Origin of the sequence: Pseudomonas simiae, from assembly GCF_000934565.1 — a bacterium.
In the GTDB taxonomy this organism is placed as follows: domain Bacteria; phylum Pseudomonadota; class Gammaproteobacteria; order Pseudomonadales; family Pseudomonadaceae; genus Aquipseudomonas; species Aquipseudomonas simiae.
Genome location: NZ_CP010896.1, coordinates 3,599,669 through 3,619,719, shown reverse-complemented (window position 1 = coordinate 3,619,719; position 20,051 = coordinate 3,599,669). Strand labels below are relative to the sequence as shown.

General features: G+C 61.7%; 24 protein-coding genes. 9 read left to right on the top strand and 15 right to left on the bottom strand.

Annotated elements, in window-relative coordinates; genetic code table 11:
• Positions 1 to 43: 43 nt before the first annotated feature.
• The 5 genes from lolA to cysG are packed head-to-tail and all read left to right on the top strand — an operon-like array spanning position 44 to position 5,066.
• On the top strand, positions 44 to 667 hold the full coding sequence (gene lolA, locus PF1751_RS16185) for an outer membrane lipoprotein periplasmic chaperone LolA (RefSeq protein WP_010209605.1): 624 nt from the start codon (positions 44 to 46) through the stop codon (positions 665 to 667).
• A 10-nt stretch (positions 668 to 677) separates the two neighbouring features.
• On the top strand, positions 678 to 2,000 hold the full coding sequence (locus PF1751_RS16180) for a replication-associated recombination protein A (protein ID WP_010209607.1): 1,323 nt from the start codon (positions 678 to 680) through the stop codon (positions 1,998 to 2,000).
• Entirely contained in the window at positions 2,000 to 2,374 is a 375-nt protein-coding gene (gene crcB / locus PF1751_RS16175; RefSeq protein ID WP_010209609.1) for a fluoride efflux transporter CrcB, read from the top strand. The genes PF1751_RS16180 and crcB overlap by 1 nt, the downstream gene beginning before the upstream one ends.
• A 16-nt stretch (positions 2,375 to 2,390) precedes the next feature.
• On the top strand, positions 2,391 to 3,671 hold the full coding sequence (gene serS / locus PF1751_RS16170) for a serine--tRNA ligase (RefSeq protein ID WP_010209612.1): 1,281 nt from the start codon (positions 2,391 to 2,393) through the stop codon (positions 3,669 to 3,671).
• Complete coding sequence (gene cysG, locus PF1751_RS16165) at positions 3,672 to 5,066, top strand: siroheme synthase CysG (RefSeq protein ID WP_010209614.1); 1,395 nt, start codon at positions 3,672 to 3,674, stop codon at positions 5,064 to 5,066.
• A gap of 105 nt (positions 5,067 to 5,171) precedes the next feature.
• On the opposite strand, the gene PF1751_RS16160 is transcribed toward cysG, so the two are convergent.
• The 6 genes from PF1751_RS16160 to tusD form a co-directional block, all read right to left on the bottom strand.
• On the bottom strand, positions 5,172 to 6,167 hold the full coding sequence (locus tag PF1751_RS16160) for a glutathione S-transferase family protein (protein ID WP_010209615.1): 996 nt from the start codon (positions 6,165 to 6,167) through the stop codon (positions 5,172 to 5,174).
• A gap of 88 nt (positions 6,168 to 6,255) precedes the next feature.
• On the bottom strand, positions 6,256 to 7,257 hold the full coding sequence (locus PF1751_RS16155; protein WP_021492755.1) for a glycosyl transferase family protein: 1,002 nt from the start codon (positions 7,255 to 7,257) through the stop codon (positions 6,256 to 6,258).
• Positions 7,254 to 7,589, bottom strand: coding sequence for a TusE/DsrC/DsvC family sulfur relay protein (locus tag PF1751_RS16150; protein ID WP_010209617.1), 336 nt, complete (start codon positions 7,587 to 7,589; stop codon positions 7,254 to 7,256). The genes PF1751_RS16155 and PF1751_RS16150 overlap by 4 nt, the downstream gene beginning before the upstream one ends.
• Positions 7,586 to 7,864, bottom strand: a complete 279-nt coding sequence (gene tusB / locus PF1751_RS16145; protein WP_010209618.1) for a sulfurtransferase complex subunit TusB — start codon at positions 7,862 to 7,864, stop codon at positions 7,586 to 7,588. The genes PF1751_RS16150 and tusB overlap by 4 nt, the downstream gene beginning before the upstream one ends.
• Positions 7,864 to 8,214 carry a sulfurtransferase complex subunit TusC gene (tusC, locus tag PF1751_RS16140; RefSeq protein ID WP_010209620.1) on the bottom strand — a complete coding sequence of 117 codons (351 nt, stop codon included), beginning with the start codon at positions 8,212 to 8,214 and terminating at the stop codon, positions 7,864 to 7,866. The genes tusB and tusC overlap by 1 nt, the downstream gene beginning before the upstream one ends.
• 1 nt (position 8,215) lies before the next feature.
• Positions 8,216 to 8,608 carry a sulfurtransferase complex subunit TusD gene (gene tusD / locus PF1751_RS16135; protein WP_021492753.1) on the bottom strand — a complete coding sequence of 131 codons (393 nt, stop codon included), beginning with the start codon at positions 8,606 to 8,608 and terminating at the stop codon, positions 8,216 to 8,218.
• Between the two features lie 157 nt (positions 8,609 to 8,765).
• Between tusD and PF1751_RS16130 the strand changes: the two genes are divergently transcribed.
• A complete protein-coding gene (locus tag PF1751_RS16130; RefSeq protein ID WP_044287352.1) occupies positions 8,766 to 9,947 on the top strand; it encodes a CaiB/BaiF CoA transferase family protein in 1,182 nt (393 codons plus the stop codon).
• A gap of 105 nt (positions 9,948 to 10,052) precedes the next feature.
• Here PF1751_RS16130 and PF1751_RS16125 read toward each other — a convergent pair whose 3' ends face one another.
• Positions 10,053 to 10,547 carry a SprT family zinc-dependent metalloprotease gene (locus tag PF1751_RS16125; RefSeq protein ID WP_010209629.1) on the bottom strand — a complete coding sequence of 165 codons (495 nt, stop codon included), beginning with the start codon at positions 10,545 to 10,547 and terminating at the stop codon, positions 10,053 to 10,055.
• 128 nt (positions 10,548 to 10,675) lie between these two features.
• Positions 10,676 to 11,278, bottom strand: a complete 603-nt coding sequence (locus tag PF1751_RS16120) for a Yip1 family protein (protein WP_010209630.1) — start codon at positions 11,276 to 11,278, stop codon at positions 10,676 to 10,678.
• Positions 11,279 to 11,540: 262 nt separating this feature from the next.
• Here PF1751_RS16120 and ttcA point away from each other — a divergent pair, with 262 nt between their 5' ends.
• Together ttcA and PF1751_RS16110 are read left to right on the top strand one after the other, a co-directional pair.
• Entirely contained in the window at positions 11,541 to 12,365 is an 825-nt protein-coding gene (gene ttcA, locus PF1751_RS16115) for a tRNA 2-thiocytidine(32) synthetase TtcA (RefSeq protein WP_010209631.1), read from the top strand.
• Between the two features lie 67 nt (positions 12,366 to 12,432).
• Entirely contained in the window at positions 12,433 to 13,104 is a 672-nt protein-coding gene (locus PF1751_RS16110) for a DNA-3-methyladenine glycosylase I (protein WP_010209632.1), read from the top strand.
• An 88-nt stretch (positions 13,105 to 13,192) separates the two neighbouring features.
• On the opposite strand, the gene PF1751_RS16105 is transcribed toward PF1751_RS16110, so the two are convergent.
• Genes PF1751_RS16105 through arsC form a run of 3 tightly spaced genes read right to left on the bottom strand, consistent with a single transcriptional unit; the run spans position 13,193 to position 14,557 of the window.
• A complete protein-coding gene (locus tag PF1751_RS16105; RefSeq protein WP_010209633.1) occupies positions 13,193 to 13,609 on the bottom strand; it encodes a DUF2069 domain-containing protein in 417 nt (138 codons plus the stop codon).
• A complete protein-coding gene (wrbA, locus tag PF1751_RS16100; RefSeq protein ID WP_010209634.1) occupies positions 13,593 to 14,207 on the bottom strand; it encodes an NAD(P)H:quinone oxidoreductase in 615 nt (204 codons plus the stop codon). Before wrbA ends, PF1751_RS16105 begins: the two co-directional genes overlap by 17 nt.
• Complete coding sequence (gene arsC / locus PF1751_RS16095) at positions 14,204 to 14,557, bottom strand: arsenate reductase (glutaredoxin) (protein ID WP_010209636.1); 354 nt, start codon at positions 14,555 to 14,557, stop codon at positions 14,204 to 14,206. Before arsC ends, wrbA begins: the two co-directional genes overlap by 4 nt.
• Positions 14,558 to 14,672: 115 nt before the next feature.
• Between arsC and PF1751_RS16090 the strand changes: the two genes are divergently transcribed.
• Positions 14,673 to 15,134, top strand: a complete 462-nt coding sequence (locus PF1751_RS16090) for a TlpA disulfide reductase family protein (RefSeq protein ID WP_010209638.1) — start codon at positions 14,673 to 14,675, stop codon at positions 15,132 to 15,134.
• Positions 15,135 to 15,273: 139 nt separating this feature from the next.
• Here the strand turns inward: PF1751_RS16090 and PF1751_RS16085 are convergent, their stop codons facing one another.
• The 4 genes from PF1751_RS16085 to PF1751_RS16070 form a co-directional block, all read right to left on the bottom strand.
• Positions 15,274 to 15,678, bottom strand: coding sequence for an META domain-containing protein (locus PF1751_RS16085; RefSeq protein WP_010209641.1), 405 nt, complete (start codon positions 15,676 to 15,678; stop codon positions 15,274 to 15,276).
• Positions 15,675 to 16,115 carry a hypothetical protein gene (locus PF1751_RS16080; protein ID WP_010209642.1) on the bottom strand — a complete coding sequence of 147 codons (441 nt, stop codon included), beginning with the start codon at positions 16,113 to 16,115 and terminating at the stop codon, positions 15,675 to 15,677. Before PF1751_RS16080 ends, PF1751_RS16085 begins: the two co-directional genes overlap by 4 nt.
• A 70-nt stretch (positions 16,116 to 16,185) precedes the next feature.
• Entirely contained in the window at positions 16,186 to 17,175 is a 990-nt protein-coding gene (locus tag PF1751_RS16075; RefSeq protein WP_010209643.1) for a 2-hydroxyacid dehydrogenase, read from the bottom strand.
• Between the two features lie 122 nt (positions 17,176 to 17,297).
• Positions 17,298 to 20,051: a response regulator gene (locus PF1751_RS16070; protein WP_021492751.1), complete on the bottom strand. Its 2,754-nt coding sequence runs from the start codon at positions 20,049 to 20,051 to the stop codon at positions 17,298 to 17,300.

The following is a 20,051-nucleotide window of genomic DNA, read 5'->3' as shown; positions in this document are numbered from 1 at the left end:
GTGGCAACACGCGGCGCGCCCTGAATAATCAATGAGGACTCCCATGCGCCTTATCCGCATGCTGTTGTTGCCGGCACTGGCCCTGACTGCTGTTTCGGCTCACGCTGACCCGGCCTCCGTCGCGAGCCTGAAGAACCTGTTGGACAAATCCCAGACCCTGACCGCGCGCTTCTCCCAGCTGACCCTGGATGCCGGCGGCACCCAGTTGCAGGAAACCGCAGGCGAAATGGCCGTGCAGCGTCCTGGCCTGTTCTACTGGCACACCGAAGGCAAGGCCGAGCAGACCATCGTGTCCGACGGCCAGAAGGTGACCCTGTGGGACCCTGACTTGCAGCAGGCGACCATCAAGAAGCTCGACCCGCGCCTGAACCAGACCCCGGCGCTGCTGCTCTCGGGTGATGTCTCGAAGATCAACGACAGCTTCGACATCACCTCCAAGCAAACCAGCAACGTGATCGAGTTCACCCTCAAGCCGAAATCCAAGGACACGCTGTTCGATACGCTGTCCCTGTCGTTCGGCAATGGCGTGATCAACAATATGCGTCTGGTCGACAGTGTCGGCCAACGCACCGACATCCTGTTCTCCGGGGTCAAGGCCAACCAGCCTGTGCCCGCCGCCAAGTTCAAGTTCGACATCCCCAAGGGTGCCGACGTGATCCAGGAATAACACGCTGCCCATGGACCTGTTTCGAAGTGACCCGATTGCCCAGCCATTGGCCGCACGCTTGCGTTCGACCAACCTGGATGAGTACGTCGGTCAGGAACACCTGCTTGCTCGCGGTAAGCCTTTGCGCGAAGCCCTGGAGCAGGGGGCGCTGCACTCGATGATTTTCTGGGGGCCGCCGGGGGTGGGCAAGACGACCCTGGCGCGGCTGCTGGCGAAGGTCTCGGATGCGCACTTCGAAACGGTCTCGGCGGTACTGGCTGGGGTCAAGGAGATCCGCCAGGCGGTGGAAGTCGCCAAGCAGCAGGCCGGGCAGTACGGCAAGCGCACCATCCTGTTTGTCGATGAAGTGCACCGCTTCAACAAATCGCAGCAGGATGCGTTTTTGCCCTATGTGGAAGATGGCACGCTGATTTTTATCGGCGCCACCACCGAAAACCCTTCGTTTGAATTGAACAACGCCTTGCTCTCGCGCGCGCGGGTCTATGTGCTGAAAAGCCTGGACGAAGCGGCGATGCAGAAATTGCTGCAGCGCGCCCTGAGTGAAGACAAAGGCCTGGGCAAGCGGCAACTTCGCGTCAGCGAAGAGGGCTTCAAGATCCTGCTGACCGCCGCCGATGGTGATGGTCGCCGCTTTCTCAACCTGGTGGAGAACGCTTCCGACCTGGCCGAAGACGGCAGCGAGATTGGCGTCGACCTCCTGCAAAGCCTGCTCGGCGACACGCGCCGTCGTTTCGACAAGGGCGGCGAAGCCTTCTACGACCAGATCTCGGCCTTGCATAAATCCGTACGCGGCTCCAACCCGGACGGCGCGCTGTACTGGTTCGCGCGCATGATCGACGGCGGCTGCGACCCGCTCTACCTGGCACGCCGCGTGGTACGCATGGCCAGCGAAGACATCGGCAACGCCGACCCACGCGCACTGAGCCTGTGCCTCGCCGCCTGGGACGTGCAGGAGCGCCTCGGCAGCCCGGAAGGCGAGCTGGCAGTGGCCCAGGCCATCACTTACCTGGCCTGCGCGCCGAAAAGCAACGCGGTGTACATGGGCTTCAAGTCGGCCTTGCGCGCCGCCGCCGAATACGGCTCCCTCGAAGTGCCGATGCACCTGCGCAACGCGCCGACCAAGCTGATGAAACAACTGGGTTATGGGGATGAATACCGCTACGCCCACGATGAGCCGGACGCCTATGCGGCCGGTGAAGACTACTTCCCCGATGACCTTGAGCCACTTCCGCTTTATCAGCCGGTGCCCCGTGGCCTGGAGCTGAAGATCGGTGAAAAGCTCAATCACCTCGCCGAACTCGATCGACTCAGCCCTAAACAACGGAGAAAGTAGTGTTCAAGACGATTCTAGCCGTGTCCGCAGCCGGCATCGCTGGTACATTATTGCGTTTCGCCACTAGCACCTGGGTCAGCGCCAACTGGCCGAAGCATTTTTATGCGGCGACCCTGGCGGTCAACCTGGTGGGCTGTTTGATCATCGGGCTGTTGTATGGCTGGTTCCTGTTGCGCCCGGAAGTACCGATTGAAATTCGGGCTGGCTTGATTGTCGGCTTTGTAGGCGGTCTGACGACCTTTTCATCCTTTTCACTGGATACGCTGCGCCTGCTGGAAAGCGGGCAGACCCTGATAGCCTTCGGGTACCTGGGCATCAGCGTGTTCGGCGGGCTGCTCGCCACCTGGGCTGGCCTGTCCTTGACCAAACTTTGATAAACGAGAGACCGACATGCTCGATTCCAAACTGTTACGTAGCAACCTTCAGGACGTAGCGGACCGCCTGGCATCCCGTGGCTTTGCCTTGGATGTTGCGCGCATCGAAGCGCTGGAAGAACAGCGCAAGACCGTCCAGACCCGCACCGAAGCACTGCAGGCTGAACGTAATGCGCGTTCCAAATCCATCGGTCAGGCCAAGCAGCGCGGTGAAGACATCGCGCCGCTGATGGCGGATGTCGAGCGCATGGGCACTGAGCTGTCCGACGGTAAAGTCGAGCTGGAAAAAATCCAGTCCGAGTTGGATTCGATCCTGCTGGGCATCCCCAACATCCCGCACGAATCCGTGCCGATTGGCGAAGATGAAGACGGTAACGTCGAAGTGCGTCGCTGGGGCACGCCAACCGCCTTTGATTTCGAGATCAAGGACCACGTCGCCCTGGGCGAATTGACCGGCGGCCTGGATTTCGAAACCGCGGCCAAGATGTCCGGCGCGCGCTTTGCCTTGCTGCGCGGTCCGATTGCGCGCATGCACCGTGCCCTGGCGCAGTTCATGATCAACCTGCACACCGGCGAGCACGGTTACGAAGAAGCCTACACCCCGTATCTGGTGCAGGCGCCGGCGTTGATGGGCACCAGCCAGTTACCGAAGTTCGAAGAGGACCTGTTCAAGATCAGCCGCGACGGCGAAGCCGACCTGTACCTGATTCCGACCGCCGAAGTGTCGCTGACCAACATCGTCGCCGGCGAGATCCTCGACGCCAAGCAACTGCCGATCAAGTTCGTGGCCCACAGCCCGTGCTTCCGCAGCGAAGCCGGCGCATCGGGCCGTGACACCCGCGGCATGATCCGCCAGCACCAGTTCGACAAGGTCGAGATGGTGCAAGTGGTCGAGCCGTCGACGTCCATGGAAGCCCTGGAAGGCCTGACCGCCAACGCCGAACGCGTCCTGCAATTGCTGGAGCTGCCGTACCGTGTGCTGGCGCTGTGCACCGGCGACATGGGTTTCAGCGCCGTGAAGACCTACGACCTTGAAGTGTGGGTGCCGAGCCAGGACAAGTACCGCGAGATTTCGTCGTGCTCCAACTGCGGTGATTTCCAGGCCCGTCGCATGCAGGCGCGTTTCCGTAACCCGGAAACCGGCAAGCCGGAGCTGGTGCACACCCTTAACGGTTCCGGCCTTGCGGTAGGCCGTACCCTGGTGGCAGTGCTGGAAAACTACCAGCAGGCTGACGGTTCGATCCGTGTACCGGAAGTGCTCAAGCCTTACATGGCGGGCGTTGAGGTCATCCGCTAAATGGAATTTCTGCCGCTGTTTCATAACCTGCGCGGCAGTCGTGTGTTGGTCGTCGGTGGCGGGGAGATTGCCTTGCGCAAATCCCGGCTGCTGGCCGATGCCGGTGCGTTGCTGCGGGTTGTTGCTCCCCAGATCGAAGACCAGTTGCGTGAACGGGTACTGGAGAGTGGCGGGGAGTTGATTTTACGCGGTTATCAGGAGGCGGACCTCGACGGTTGCACCCTGATCATTGCGGCCACAGACGACGAGCCGCTGAACGCACAAGTGTCCAGCGATGCCAAGCGCCGTTGCGTGCCGGTTAACGTGGTGGATGCGCCAGCCTTGTGCAGCGTGATCTTCCCGGCGATTGTTGACCGTTCACCGTTGGTGATCGCAGTGTCCAGCGGCGGCGATGCGCCGGTGCTGGCACGCCTGATCCGAGCGAAGCTGGAAACCTGGATTCCGTCCACCTATGGTCAGTTGGCGGGGTTGGCGGCGCGTTTTCGTGCCCAGGTCAAAGGCTTGTACCCGGATGTTCAGCAGCGTCGTGCGTTTTGGGAAGAGGTTTTCCAGGGCCCGATCGCCGACCGTCAGTTGGCCGGGCAGGGCGATGAAGCCGAACGCTTGCTGATCGAGAAGGTCAACGGCGCGCCACCCTACGCGCCGGGCGAAGTCTATTTGGTGGGCGCAGGGCCGGGTGATCCCGACCTGCTGACCTTCCGCGCCCTGCGCCTGATGCAGCAAGCCGACGTGGTGCTGTATGACCGCCTGGTCGCTCCGGCGATTCTCGAACTGTGCCGCCGTGATGCCGAGCGAATTTACGTCGGCAAGCGTCGTGCCGATCATGCCGTGCCGCAAGACCAGATCAACCAGCAACTGGTGGATTTGGCCAAGCAAGGCAAGCGTGTGCTGCGCCTCAAAGGTGGCGACCCGTTTATCTTTGGCCGGGGTGGCGAAGAGATCGAGGAGTTGGCTGCCCATGGCATCCCGTTCCAGGTCGTACCGGGAATCACCGCAGCCAGTGGTTGCGCGGCCTATGCCGGGATTCCGCTGACTCACCGTGACTATGCCCAGTCGGTACGTTTTATTACCGGGCATTTGAAGAACGGGACGTCAGACCTGCCTTGGCAGGATCTAGTGGGGCCGTCGCAGACCCTGGTGTTCTACATGGGTTTGATTGGCTTGCCGATCATCTGTGAGCAACTGATCAAGCACGGGCGTGCATCGGACACCCCCGCAGCGCTGATCCAGCAGGGCACCACGTCCAACCAGCGTGTATTTACCGGCACCCTGGCGGACCTGCCGCGCCTGGTGGCGGAGCATGAAGTGCATGCGCCGACACTGGTGATCGTCGGTGAGGTGGTGGTGTTGCGCGAGAAGCTCAAGTGGTTTGAAGGCGCGCAGTCCCAGGTTTGAGCCTTAAAAGCATCGGGAGCAAGCCCCCTCTCATATTGGAATGCATGCCAACGTGAGAGGGGGCTTGCTCCCGATGACGCCTTCAGACACAGCACTGCATCTGGATCAGCCCCAGACAGCTCTGCCGTTTAGCCGCCCACGATCATGCGCAGTATCAAACGCTTGCAACGGCCCCTTCGGCACAATCCCCGTCGGGTTGATCGTGCGGTGACTGGCATAGTAATGCCCTTTGATATGCTCGAAATCCACCGTCTCGGCCACCCCCGGCCACTGATACATCTCCCTCAGCCAATTCGACAGGTTCGGATAGTCCGCAATCCTGCGCAGGTTGCATTTGAAGTGGCTGTAATACACCGCATCAAAGCGAATCAGCGTGGTGAACAGCCGTACATCCGCCTCGGTCAGGTATTCACCGGCCAGGTAGCGATGGTCACCCAGATGATGTTCCAGGTGATCCAGCTCGGCAAACACATCCTCAAACGCACCGTCATACGCCTGCTGCGACGTGGCAAAGCCTGCGCGGTATACGCCGTTGTTCACGGCGGGGTAGATGCGCTCGTTCAGCGCGTCGATGGTCGCGCGCAGCGGCTCGGGGTAGAAGTCGAGGGTATTGCCGGTCAACTCATTGAACGCGCTGTTGAACATGCGGATGATCTCCGCCGATTCATTGCTGACGATGCGCTTGAGCTTCTTGTCCCACAGCACTGGCACGGTGACGCGCCCGGTGTAATCGGCAGTGTCAGCGGTGTAGCGCTGGTGCATGAAGTCAAAATCATCCAGCTTGTCGCCGGTCGAGCCGTGGGCCTTGTCGAAGGTCCAGCCGTTTTCCAGCATCAGCCAACTGACCACAGATACATCAATCAGGCTTTCCAGGCCCTTGAGCTTGCGCAGGATCAGGGTGCGATGGGCCCACGGGCAGGCCAGGGAGACGTAGAGATGATAACGGCCGGCCTCGGCCTTGAAACCGCCTTCGCCGCTCGGGCCTGGCGCGCCGTCGGCGGTCACCCAGTTCCGGCGTTGCGCCTGTTCCCGTTGGAATGCGCCGTCTGCGCTACTTTCGTACCACTGGTCTTTCCAGTGTCCTTCGATCAGCAAACCCATGACTGGCTCCTCGACTATTAAGCGTTGGAGCCCAGTCTAAAGGGCTGAGTTCGAACTAAAAGCGCAAAGACCGGACGTTAATGATCGATTAAATCGATTTGTCTCGCGCATCCCAGTATTGCTGGGCCAGGATGAACGCCTGTTCGCGTGAATGGCCCAGGCCGCGCAACGCCAGGGCCATGGTCGCGATCAAGGCCAATTGCGGATAACTGTCTTCGACATCACCGCGCCACAACGCCTTCAGGTGTTCCGGCTCGAGTGTGGCCGGTTTGACGTGGCGCTGGGCGGAGAGGGCGGCCCACTCCTCGTCCCAGCTTTCGCCGCCGGTGGTGCCGTACAGGTGGCTCGCCGAGTCAGGGTTGATCTCGATCTCGCCGCCATCACCCTTCACCACGATTACGTTGTCGCCGAGCAGGCCGCTGGCATCGCGGTGCACGCCCTGGTAACCGGGGTGGAAAATACTTTGCAGGCCCAGGCGGGCATTCAGGGGGTTGAGCAAACGCGCCAGGGAGTGGATAGGCGAGCGCAGGCCCAGGGTGTTGCGCAGGTCGATCATGCGTTGCAGTTGCGGCGCCCAGTCACCCAGCGGGATAAACGCCAGGTTGCCTTGCGTGTAGGCGCTCTCGACCTGCTGCCAGTTACGGCATAGCGGGATCTGCAAACCTTCCAGCAATTGCTCGGTGTACAGCCGCCCCGCCGTGTGTGCGCCGCCGCCGTGCATGAGAATACGCACGCCATTTTGCGCCAGGCACTTGGCCGCCAGCAGATACCACGGCAGATGGCGCTTCTTTCCGGCATAGGTTGGCCAGTCGACATCCACGTTCAGCGCCGGGGCGGCCAGGCGTTCGCGCACGGCCTCAGTGAAACCGGCGAGTTCTTCCGGGCTTTCCTCCTTGTGGCGCAGCAGCATCAGGAAGGCGCCGAGCTGGGTGTCTTCGACTTTTTCGTCGAGCAACATGCCCATGGCTTCGCGCGCTTCCTCGCGGGTGAGGTTGCGCGCACCGCGCTTGCCTTTGCCCAGGATGCGCACGAACTGCGCAAACGGGTGCTCGGCAGGGGTTTCGAGGGTCAGCGGGGCAAAGTCGGTCATAAGCAATTCGTCGGCCTGGGCAGGCCCGCCAGTTTGGCGGCGAGTTTGGCGGGAGTGCCGTTGAACAGTTTGTTGAGGTGCAGGCTGTTGCCCTTTTCCGGGCCGAGTTTCAAGGCCGTGTACTTGATCAACGGGCGTGTGGCCGGTGACAGCTGGAATTCGGCATAAAACTGGCGCAGCAATTCGAGGATTTCCCAGTGGGCCTCGGTCAGCTCCAAAGCTTCGGCGGCGGCCAGGGCATTGGCGACGTCAGCGGACCAGTCGTCCAGGTGGGCCAGGTAGCCGTCCTTGTCCAGTTCCAGGGTGCGTGCGCCTACGGTCAGGGTGTTCATAGCCAGGTGTTGACCTTGTCGTAGTCAATCGACAATTGCACGAAGCCTGGGTAGTCCACGCTGTCGGCCCAGTCCGGGAGCGGCAGATTGCGGGCCTGCATGTCTTCGGCCAGCACAAACACCTTCACGCCCTTTGTTTGCAGCGCCGCGTTGTGCAGCCCATAGGCGCCATCGCCGCAGAGCAGGATGGCGTCCGTGGCGCCGCAGATGCGCAGGCAGCTTGCGAGGCGGCTATCGGTAAACGGGGAATGGGATACCACATGTAGAGTCGACATCAGAGGGTAATCACCTGGTCGTAACGGTCAATCAGTTCGCAGATCGCTGCAGTGTCCAGCGGCTGGGCGTTGGCGGGTGTTGAGAGACCGCGCTCGGCCAGGCTGTGGCTGCAGGCGAACACTTCATCAATGCCGAACAGACCCAGTGCTTGAAGGTTGGCGCTGAGGTCTTTTTGCTGCACGGCTTTGGCGTCCTGGTGCGGCGCGAGCTGGAACACACCGTCATCGAGGAACAGCAGGCCGATCGGCAGATCGAAAGCGCCGCCGGCCAACACGATGTCCAGCGTTTCGCGGGCGCTTGGCCCGGACCACGGCGACTGGCGGCTGATCACCAAAAGAGATTTGGACATATCACGCCCCTCCAAAACAGATCAGGCGGTCGGCGGACTGGGCGGCATCGTGCAACTGCCCCAGGCCCGACAACGCCCAAGGTGCGTCGAGGTTGACCGCGCTGCGCTGATAACGCGTGGCTTCCTCCTGGTTGAGCACGCCGCGGCGCAAGGCGGCGGCAATGCACACCACGCCATCAAGCGAGTGCTGGCTGACAAACTCGCGCCATTGTCGGGCGATGTCTTGCTCATCTTGAGGCGCAACGATGTTGCTGGACGCGCTGTGCACGCCGTCCTGATAGAAAAACAGCCGCACAATCTCATGCCCGCCGGCCAATGCCGCCTGGGCGAACAGCAGGGCACGGCGCGAGGAGGGCGCGTGGGCGGCGGAAAACACTGCAATCGCAAACTTCATGGAACACTCTGCAAGCAAACGTGAGCCAATGATAAAGCCGCCGCCACGAAAAAGCCCGCCGTGATCAAAACGGTCACTGTCGGTGACCGTTCCGGCGATTGCCCTCAGGGGCAAGGCTGCCTAGTCTGTGGGCAGTCGAAACGGAAATGGAGTGCCCATGTCAGGTCCCTTGGCGTCCCTCAAAGTGCTGGATTTTTCCACCCTGCTGCCCGGCCCGTTTGCCTCCCTGATGCTGGCGGACATGGGCGCCGAAGTGCTGCGTATCGAGTCGCCCACACGCATGGACCTGTTGCGGGTGCTGCCGCCCCATGATCAGGGCACTTCGGCCAGCCACGCCTACCTCAATCGTAACAAGCGCAGTCTGGCACTGGACCTCAAGCAGGCCGAGGCGCTGGAGATCGTACGGGCACTGGTGAACGACTACGACATTCTGCTCGAACAATTCCGACCTGGGGTAATGGATCGCCTAGGGTTGGGCTATGAGGCACTGAAGGCGATCAACCCCCGGCTGATTTATGTGGCGATCACCGGTTACGGCCAGACTGGCCCCTATAAGGACCGCGCCGGGCACGATATCAATTACCTGGCGCTCGCCGGAGTGGCCAGCTACACCGGGCGCCAGGACGCCGGGCCTTTGCCCCTCGGCGTGCAGTTGGCGGACGTGGGCGGTGGTTCGCTGCATGCGGTGGTGGGGTTGCTGGCGGCGGTCATCGCTCGGCAGCAGAGCGGGGTGGGGCAATACCTGGATGTGAGCATGACCGATTGCTCGTTCAGCCTGAACGCGATGGCCGGCGCGGGTTACCTGGCGTGTGGGGTGGAGCCTGAGTGGGAAAGCCATGTGCTCAATGGCGGTAGTTTCTACGACTATTACCGGTCACGGGATGGGCGTTGGATGTCGGTGGGCAGCCTGGAACCGGCGTTTATGCAACAACTCTGCACAGCCTTGGGCCGCCCCGAACTGGCCGCGCAAGGTTTGTCGCCCAAGCCGGAACAGCAAAAAGCCCTCAAGCAGGCGCTGCAGGTCGAGTTTGAAAAGCGCAGTTTTGATGAGCTGTGTGCGCTGTTTGCCGCGACAGATGCCTGTGTGGAACCGGTGTTGACCCTGAGCGAAGCCGTGGCGCATCCGCAGTTGAAGGCGCGTGCGCTGGTCAGCCAGGTGCCGCGGGGCGACGGCTCGACCCAGTCGCAGCTTGCCTGTCCGTTGAAGTTTTCCGACGGGTTACCGGCGCCTCGGCATATTGGCGTTGCCGTGGGCGCACACAGTGATGAGGTGTTGGTGGAGCTGGGGCTTAGTGCCCAGCGGATAGCCGAGCTGCGACAGGCCAAGGTGGTTGGGTAGTGCCTGATCTGACGCTTTCGCGAGCAAGCCCGCTCCCACAACCGAACGTGTTCTGACCTTGGAATACAGGCGAATGTGGGAGCGGGCTTGCTCGCGAAGAGGCCCTCACTCCACCCGAGTTTCCCCGGTAAACACCAGCGTCTGCCGACACCTGCGACACAAATACCGCCGCCCCTGAGCCACCATGCCATGTCGCTGCGACGAAAACGGAAAGTCGCTATCGGCACACGGGCAACGATAGATATAGCGAGTCACCTGACGACGCTTCACCTCATAGGTATGGCAACGATCCGGCGGCAGTTCGTAGACCCCGCGCATGATCAATTGCCATTCCTCGCCATGGGGCTGGATACGTTCGCCAAACAATTGGTGGGCAATCAGGTGCGCGACTTCGTGGGCCACGGTCTGTTTCAGGAAGTGCTGGCTGTTTTCACGGTACAACTGTGGGTTGAAACGCAGCAGGTTCTCGTGCAAATGCGCGACACCGGCCTTTTGCCCACGCAGCTTGAGGCTGACCTGGGGGCGTTTGAAGCTTCGTTTGAAAAAGGATTCGGCTTGCAGGAAACAATCTTCGACGCGGGTATTGAGTTGCTCGGGCATGCTGTACATATCTCCAGAGACGTCCAGTATGCCGCAAAGCTGGGTGTTTCCGAATCTGTCAGGCGCCGAATGGTCATGCATGATGCACAAAGCCACCTTGCGGTGGCTTTGCCTGGGGGTTGAAAAGGTCAGTTGGTGTAGATAGGGCCCACGCCCAGGCCCCAGACGACCACGGTAAACGCCATGATTGCCACCAGGACCACCAGGCCCACGGCCAGTACCGAGCTGGAAAACAGGAAGCCTTCATCGGGGTCGATGTTCATGAAGGTCGGCAGCCCGACATAGAGCAAGTACACCGTGTAACAAATGGCCGCCGTACCCACGACCATGCCCAGCCACATATGCGGATAGAGCGCGGCCAGCCCACCGATAAACAACGGCGTAGCGGTGTAGGTGGCAAAGGCCACGCAACGCGCCATGCTGGGGTTGGCGTCGTAGGTGCGTGCCATCCAGTGGACAAACGCGCCCATTACCGCCACGCCGCCGAGCATGGCGGCGTAAGACATGAGGGTCATCCACAAGGCGCTTTCCTGGGTCAGCATCACCGGTGCGCGATTGCCGATGACCCAGCCGACCTGGGTGGTGCCGATAAAGGCGGATACGGCGGGGATCGCCGCAAGAATCAAGGTGTGAGTGAGGTACATGTGGCCGATGCTTTCTTCTTTATCGCCACGGATTTCCCGCCATTCCTGGTCGGGATGGGTAAACAGCCCCACGACGTGATGGATCATGCCAGTCACTCCTGTCGTTATTACCATCGCCCCCCATCGGAGCGCCCACGGGCCAAATGGCCTCAAAGGTCCGGATAGATGTGCGACCTCTAGTCGCAGTATAGGAAGTGATGACCGGAATAACTGTAGGGCCTTTAGAGCAAATTGCGCTGTAAACATTGAGCTTAATCGCGGCGAGGTCTTTTACCGCTAGCCCTTTTGATGGTTTTTTTGCGTAAAATAACCGGCTTTTCGTCACACACCTCTAGCGGATCCAAGCGCCATGGGCACTCTTACGGTCAACCAGAACAAACTGCAAAAACGCCTGCGTCGCCTGGCCGGGGAAGCGGTCGCCGATTTCAACATGATCGAGGACGGCGACAAGGTCATGGTCTGCCTCTCCGGCGGCAAAGACAGCTACACCATGCTCGACGTGCTGCTGCACCTGCAAAAGGTCGCGCCGATCACATTCGAGATCGTCGCCGTCAACATGGACCAGAAACAACCGGGTTTCCCTGAGCACGTGCTGCCGGCCTACCTCAAGGCGCTGGGTGTCGAGTATCACATCGTCGAAAAAGACACCTACTCGGTGGTCAAGGAGCTGATTCCGGAGGGCAAGACCACCTGCTCGCTGTGCTCGCGCCTGCGCCGTGGCACGCTGTACACGTTCGCCGACGAGATCGGTGCGACCAAGATGGCACTGGGTCATCATCGCGATGATATCGTCGAGACCTTCTTCCTCAACATGTTCTTCAACGGCTCACTCAAGGCCATGCCGCCCAAGCTGCGCGCCGATGACGGGCGCAACGTGGTGATCCGCCCGCTGGCGTATTGCAACGAGAAGGACATCCAGGCCTACTCCGACTTCAAGCAATTCCCGATCATTCCGTGCAACCTGTGCGGCTCCCAGGAGAATCTGCAGCGCCAGGTGGTCAAGGAAATGCTGGTGGACTGGGAGCGCAAGACCCCAGGCCGTACCGAAAGCATCTTCCGCAGCCTGCAGAATGTGATTCCCTCGCAGTTGGCCGATCGTAACCTGTTCGACTTCACCAGCTTGAAGATTGATGAGACCGCTGCGTCGCGCTTCGTCAATGTTGTGAACCTCTGAGTCGATTCAACGCTCTGACACACGGCGCTTGCGGGCGCCGTTTTCAATTCAATTGCTAGGAGAGGGCATGCGCGATTACAAGTGGCTGCACGAATACTGTCTGAACCGATTCGGTTCGGCGGCCGAGCTGGAAGCCCACCTGCCTGTACCCAAGACCCCGGCGCAATTGCGCAAGATCAGCGATGATCGCTACCTGTCGACCCTGGCGTTGCGTGTGTTTCGTGCGGGCTTGAAGCACAGCGTAGTGGACGCCAAGTGGCCGGCCTTCGAGCAGGTGTTCTTCGGTTTTGACCCGGAAAAGGTCGTGCTGATGGGCGCCGAGCACCTGGAGCGGCTGATGCAGGACACGCGCATCATCCGTCACTTGGGCAAGCTCAAGAGCGTACCGCGCAATGCGCAGATGATTCTCGACATCGAGCAGGAGAAGGGCAGTTTCGGCGCGTTTGTCGCCGATTGGCCGGTGACCGATATCGTCGGGTTGTGGAAATACCTGAGCAAGCATGGTCACCAGCTCGGCGGGCTGTCAGCGCCGCGCTTCCTGCGCATGGTCGGCAAGGACACCTTTGTGCCGAGTTATGACGTGGTGGCGGCGCTGAACGCGCAGAAGATTGTCGACAAGGCGCCGACCAGCCTGCGCGACCTGGCGACGGTGCAGGGGGCGTTCAACCAGTGGCATGCCGAGAGTGGGCGGCCGATGTGCCAGTTGTCGATGATGCTGGCGTATACGGTGAATCATTGAGACCACGTTGATGCTTTCGCGGGCAAGCCCGCTCCCACAGGGGAATGCATCCAAATGTGGGAGTGGGCTTGCTCGCGAAGGCTGAGTTTCAGGCGTCGCGGGCTTCAACCAATCGCCGATTCAACTGATGCCGCCACCGCACATACAACAACGCCGTACAAAACACCGCCAGGCTCGCCAGCATCTCAAGTACCCCGAACCACTGCCGGTTCGGGTCATAGGCCGCCAGCGCGCCCTTGATGAAGTACAAATTCACCACAAAGCACATCCACGAATGCCCGCGCGCGCTGCCCAGCAGCATGCCCGGCGTCAGCACCAGCAGCGGCACCAGTTCGATCAGCAGGATCACCCACGGCCGTGCGCCGTGCAGATCAGCAACGAACAGGTAGTACACGCACAGCAACCCCACCAAGCCGAAAAACGCCAGCAGGCTCAGCACGCGCGCCAGCTTGACCCGCGGCTCCAGCCACGCCTGGGGCGGCAGGACCTTAGGCTTTCTGGCCACGGCCGTTCTCCAGCAGCGTGGCGGTGGTGGCCAGGCGCAGGCCGAGTGCGCGGCACAGGGCGATTTCATGTTGATCGAGCAAGCGCTTGCCGTCAGGCCCGGCATGGTGGCTGGCGCCATACGGCGTGCCGCCGCCCTGGGTGTCGAGTAACGCCTGTTCGCTGTAGGGCAGGCCGGTGATGAGCATGCCGTGGTGCAATAGCGGCAACAGCATCGACATCAACGTGGTTTCCTGGCCGCCGTGCAGGCTGGCGGTAGAGGTGAACACCCCAGCCGGCTTGCCGACCAGGGCACCGGTAAGCCACAGGTTGCTGGTGCCGTCGAGGAAATACTTGAGCGGCGCGGCCATGTTGCCGAAGCGGGTCGGGCTGCCCAGGGCCAGGCCCGAGCAGTGCTTCAAGTCATCGAGGCTGGCGTACAGCGCGCCTTCCTCTGGAATACTCGGCGCCACGGCTTCGCACTCGGTGGAGATCGCCGGCACGGTGCGCAGCCGGGCTTCCATGCCGCCTTGCTCGATGCCCCGGGCAATCTGCCGGGCCATTTCGCTCACCGAGCCATTGCGGCTGTAATACAGCACCAGCACATACGGCGACGTCACGGCAGAATCTCCAGCACGTTTTCCGGCGGACGGCCAATGATGGCGGTGTCGGCGGTTTCCAGGATAGGGCGTTCCATCAGCTTCGGATGCTCGGCGATGGCGGCAATCAACTGTGCTTCGCTGAGGCTGGCGTCCGCCAGGTTGAGGGTTTTGTATTCATCTTCACCCGTGCGTAGCAGTTGGCGGGCGCTGATGCCCAGCTTGCCCAGCAACGCCTTCAATTGCGCGGCGTCCAGCGGGGTTTCCAGGTAGCGCACCACCGTCGGAGTGAGGCCGCGGGCTTCCAGCAGTTCCAGCGCACCGCGGGATTTCGAGCAGCGCGGGTTGTGATAAAGCGTCAGATCGGTCATGTGCGGGTCGCATCTTGCGTAAGGTGGCAGGTATTCTACCCGCGCAGCGACCTGTCCTTAAACCGTAAGAGGCGATAGGTCGCAGCCAACGTTCATTTTTGCGAAGGATTACCCCATGACAAGGCGACTGATCGGAGCATTGGCGATCATCACAACCCTGCTGCTCAGCGGCTGCGGTAACGATTACGGCGTTGACCAATATGGCAAGAAGGTAGCTTCCGAACGCCTGGACAAGCAATGGCTGGTGGTCAACTACTGGGCCGAATGGTGTGGCCCGTGCCGTACGGAAATCCCCGAACTCAATGCGTTGGCCGAGCAGTTGAAGGCGCAGAACGTAGGCGTATTTGGGGTCAATTTCGACAACGTGCAGGGCGAAGAACTGAAAGCCGCCAGCGACAAGCTGGGCATCAAGTTCACGGTGCTGGCGCAGAACCCGGAAGAGATTTTCGATATTCCACGCAGCGAAGCATTGCCGGTGACCTACATCATTGATGACAAGGGCAAGGTACGTGAGCAGTTGATGGGTGAGCAGACAGCGGAAGGGGTGTTGGCCAAGCTCAAGGCCTTGCGCGGCTAAAACCACGACTCAAAACACCTGTGGGAGGGGGCTTGCCCCCGATGACGGCATGTCAGCAATAATATATTGACTGATCCACCGCTACCGGGGGCAAGCCCCCTCCCACATTCAGCTTCCATCAATCCATCGATTGGGTAAATCAGCCTTCTTCGAGCCACAAGCGGATCGGCTTGCCTTCGGCCGGCCAGAACCGCGTCTGCTCGATGGGCGAGATATCCCAACGCTGCACGCCTTGCAGGGCCTGGAAGAAGCGGTGTTCCTGCTCCATCAGGGCCTCGGCGCAGAGTTTGCGGGTGCTGCCGATCTTGCCGAAGCTGAGGCTGTCGCCGTCGACGGTGTAGGGCGCAAACCAGTGGTTGCAGCCGCCATTGCCGTAGGCGCGGCCATCGGCGCCAAGGGTGACGGTCAGGTGCGCATAGTCCATCAGCGGGCGTTCACCAATCCATTCCACCACGTAGCTGTGATCCTGCTTGAGCTTGACCGAATCCCCGGCGCAACCCGTCAGGGCCGCACCGATGGCGGCGAGCAGAAGCAGGCCTCTCATTGCGCGGCCTTCTGGCATTTCGGGCAGCGGTGCTTGTCACCCTCGCTGGCCCAGCCCAGTTCGGCAATGCGCGCATTCGCGGCGGGTTGCAGCGGCTCTTTGGTCAGCTTGGTTTCCACCGCGAATTCGAACTCCAGCACGGCCTCGCAGCTGTCGCAGTTGACCTTCCAGGTGTGAATCTCCAACTCGCCGAACTTCGGCCCCTGGGCCATGGCGACCCACTGGCCTGCCGGGCGGATGGAGTAGCGCGCGTCACCTTCGACGGTGAGGCGCATCGACAGGGTTTTACTACCGCGCAAGGTGACGATCAGCACGTCGCCGTGCTTGATCGAACCACCGTTGCCAGTGACCTGATAACGGCCCGGCACCAGGGCGCGGCATTCGATCAGGGTGTGTTGCGGGCTCAGCAAACTGAAGCGGAAATCGTGTTCGGCCATGGATCCTCCAAATAGGCGCGGCATCCTATCACGGTGCTGGCTCATCATGAGCCCGGTATGTGACCGCTGATCATCCTTCGACAAGGTTCTGCGCCCGCCCATCGGCCCAGGCGGCAATGTTGGCCAGGGTGGTGCCGGCAATCGCCGCCAGGGCCTCGCGCGTGAGGAACGCCTGGTGGGCGGTGATGATCACATTGGGGAAGGTCAGCAGGCGCGCGAGGACGTCGTCCTGCAGGGGCAGGTCGGAGCGGTCCTCGAAAAACAGCTGGGCCTCTTCTTCATACACATCGAGTCCCAGATAGCCGAGCTGGCCGTCCTTGAGCGCCTCAATCAGCGCCGGGGTGTCGACCAGGCCGCCGCGACCTGTGTTGATCAGCATCGCGCCCGGCTGCATCTGCGCCAGGGAGCGGGCGTTGATCAAGTGCTTGCTGTCGGCGGTGAGCGGGCAATGCAGGCTGATGATCTGTGCCTGGGCGAGCAGTTCGGGCAGGCTCACGTAGCGCGTGCCCAGGGCCTGTACCTGCGGGTTGGGGAAGGGGTCATAGGCGAGCAACTGGCAGCCGAAGCCGGCCATGATTTTGGCAAACGTAGCGCCGATCTGCCCGGTGCCAACCACGCCGACGGTCTTGCCCACCAGGTCGAACCCGGTGAGGCCATGCAGGCTGAAATCGCCATCGCGGGTGCGGTTGTAGGCCCGGTGCAGTCGACGGTTGAGGGCGAGGATCAGTGCGACCGCATGCTCGGCCACCGCATGGGGCGAATACGCCGGTACCCGCACGATGGTCAGGCCCAGGCGCTTGGCGCAGGCCAGGTCCACATGGTTGTAACCCGCCGAACGCAAGGCGATCAACCGCGTGCCACCCTTGGCCAGATGCTCCAGGACCGGGGCGCTGAGGTCGTCGTTGATAAAGGCGCAGACCACTTCGTGATGCTCGGCCAGGGCTACGGTGTCCAGATTGAGACGGGCTGGCTGGAACTGAAGCTCCAGGCCAGGCGGCAGCGGTTCGCCGAGGAAACTGTCGCGGTCGTAGGTCTGGCTGCTGAAAAGAATGACGCGCATGGAAATGCTCCCTGCAATGACAAATGAAGGCACAGGCGTTTGTGGTGAGCGGGCTTGCCCCGCTCGCGCGATACGGCGAGCCGACAAGCCCGCTCACCACAAACGCCGGTACCTGTGCAAAATCAGGCGTTGACCCGCGCTTCACTGGCGAGTCGGGCGATGGCCATGTCCAGTTCGTCCAAGGCATGCTGGGCCTTGGCGTCGTCCTGCTTGAGCAGGGTTTCGGCGCGGTGGCAGGCGGCCCGCAGTTGCGGTACGCCGCAATAACGGGTGGCACCATGCAGTCGGTGCACACGCTCGATCAGGGCGTTGTTGTCGTTGGCGTCACGCGCAATGGTGATGGCGAGTCGGTCGGCCTCCAGGGAGGCGAGCAACATGGCGAGCATGTCCGCCGCCAGATCCGCCTTACCGGCGGCCAGGCGCAGGCCTTCTTCATGGTCAAGCACAGGCAGTTGTACGCCGGGGCCGAGGCCATCCGCTACGCGTTCCGGGCCTTGATTGCGCAGGGCCAGGCCGGTCCACTTCAATACCACCTGAGCCAGCTGCCGCTCGCTGATGGGTTTGGTCAGGTAATCGTCCATGCCGCTTTGCAGCAAGGCGCGTTTTTCGTTGGCCATGGCGTGGGCGGTGAGGGCGACCACTGGCAATGGCGTGCCGCTGCGTTCGCTTTCCCACTGGCGGATCGCCTCGGTGCTCTGGCGGCCATCCATGCCGGGCATTTGTACGTCCATCAGCACCAGGTCGAAGGTGTCCTGTTTCACGGCGTCGATGGCGGCATAACCGCTTTCCACGGCACGCACCCGCGCGCCCATGTCTTCCAGCAGGGTCTGTACCAGCAGCAGGTTCGCCGGATTGTCATCCACGCACAATACGCGCGGCGCACGGCTGGACAACGGTTCGCCCGGTTCACTGCGCGACGGACGCGGGCTGATCAGGTCGGACAGCGCACGGCGCAGTTTGCGCGTGCACGCCGGCTTGGCCTGCAACTGGCTGTTGGGGTTGGGCACAGACTGGTTGAACAGCATCTGCTCGGTGGTGGGGCACAGCACCAGCACTTTGCAGCCCAAGTGTTCGAGGTCCCACAGGTGCTGGTTGAGGCGTTCGGGCGGGATGTCGTTGGCCGTCACGCCGAGCACCGCCAGGTCGATGGCCTGTTCGGTCTGATGGGCGCTGGTGATGCCGTTGGTCAGACTTTCCAGGCTATTGAACGGGGTGACTTCCAGGCCGCAGTCTTCCAATTGATGTTGCAGTGCCTGGCGTGCCAGTTCGTGGTTTTCCAGCACGGCGACGCGATGACCCAGCAGGGGCGCGGAAGGCAAGTCTTCGACGTCGTCGCGGGTCTTGGGCAGGTTCAGGCTGATCCAGAATTCCGAACCTTCGCCCGGCGTGCTGTCGACGCCGATTTCGCCGCCCATCTGCTCGATCAGGCGCTTGGAAATCACCAGGCCCAGCCCCGTGCCGCCGGGTTGGCGCGACAGCGAGTTGTCGGCCTGGCTGAAGGCCTGGAACAGCGCGCGCACGTCCTGGCTGGACAGGCCGATACCGGTGTCCTGCACGCTGATGCGCAATTGCACGCTGTCCTCCTGTTCGTCCTCGATCATTGCCCGGGCCACGATGGTGCCCTCGCGGGTGAACTTGATCGCGTTGCTGATCAGGTTGGTGAGGATCTGCTTCAAGCGCAGCGGGTCGCCGACCAACGCCAGCGGCGTGTCGCGGTACACCAGGCTCACCAGTTCCAACTGTTTGGCATGGGCGGCGGGTGCGAGGATGGTCAGGGTGTCTTGCAGCAAGTCCCGAAGGTTGAACGGGATGCTGTCGAGCACCAGCTTGCCGGCTTCGATTTTCGAGAAATCGAGGATCTCGTTGATGATGCCCAGCAGGTTGTCGGCGGACTTTTCGATGGTGCCCAGGTAGTCGAGCTGGCGTGGGGTCAGCTCGCTTTTTTGCAATAAGTGGGTAAAGCCAAGGATGCCGTTGAGCGGCGTGCGGATCTCATGGCTCATGTTGGCCAGGAACTCCGATTTGATGCGGCTGGCCTCCAGGGCCTCCTTGCGTGCCAGGTCCAGCTCAATGTTCTGGATCTCGATGGTTTCCAGGTTCTGGCGCACGTCCTCGGTAGCCTGGTCGATGCTGTGTTGCAGTTCTTCCTGGGCATTCTGCAAGGTCTCGGCCATGCGGTTGATGCCGGAAGCGAGCTGGTCCAGTTCCTGGCTGCCCAGGGGCGGCAGGCGGGTTTCCAGATTGCCGTCCTTGAGTTGAGCCACGGCTTGTTTGATCTGGCCGATCGGCGAATTGATCGTGCGGCTGATGCGCAGCGCCAGCGCGGCGGTGCAAATCAGGCCGATGGCGATCAGCAACAGGCTGGCGAACAGGCTGCGGTAGCCGCGCAGCAACATGCCGTTGTGGGACAGTTCCACCTCGACCCAGCCCAGCAGGCGGTCGGCTTCATCCGGAATCAGCTCGCCGGCAAGGTTGCGATGGCGCCCGAACACCGGCAGCAAATAGCGGGTGGCGTCATTGCCGGTGCGTTGCAGCAGGTGAGAGCTGTTGCCGACCGGCGGTTGGTTGAGCATGGTCGGGCCGGCGTGGGCGAGGGACGCGCGTTCGGGGCTCAGGAAGGACACGGCACGCACGTCCGGCTGTTCCAGGGATTGAGTGGCGATGCGCTCAAGCAGATCGGTGTTGCGCGCGCTGAGGGCGGGCGCGACCAGCGGCGCCAATTGCTCAGCAATCATCTCGCCGCGTTGCAGCAATTGGGTCTGCAGTTCCGAGAGCTGCATCCAGGTGAAATAGCCCCCCAACAACGAGGCCATCAGGCTGGTCGGTAATAAGGTCAGCAACAGTACGCGGCCTTTTATCCCCATTCTTGTCAGCAC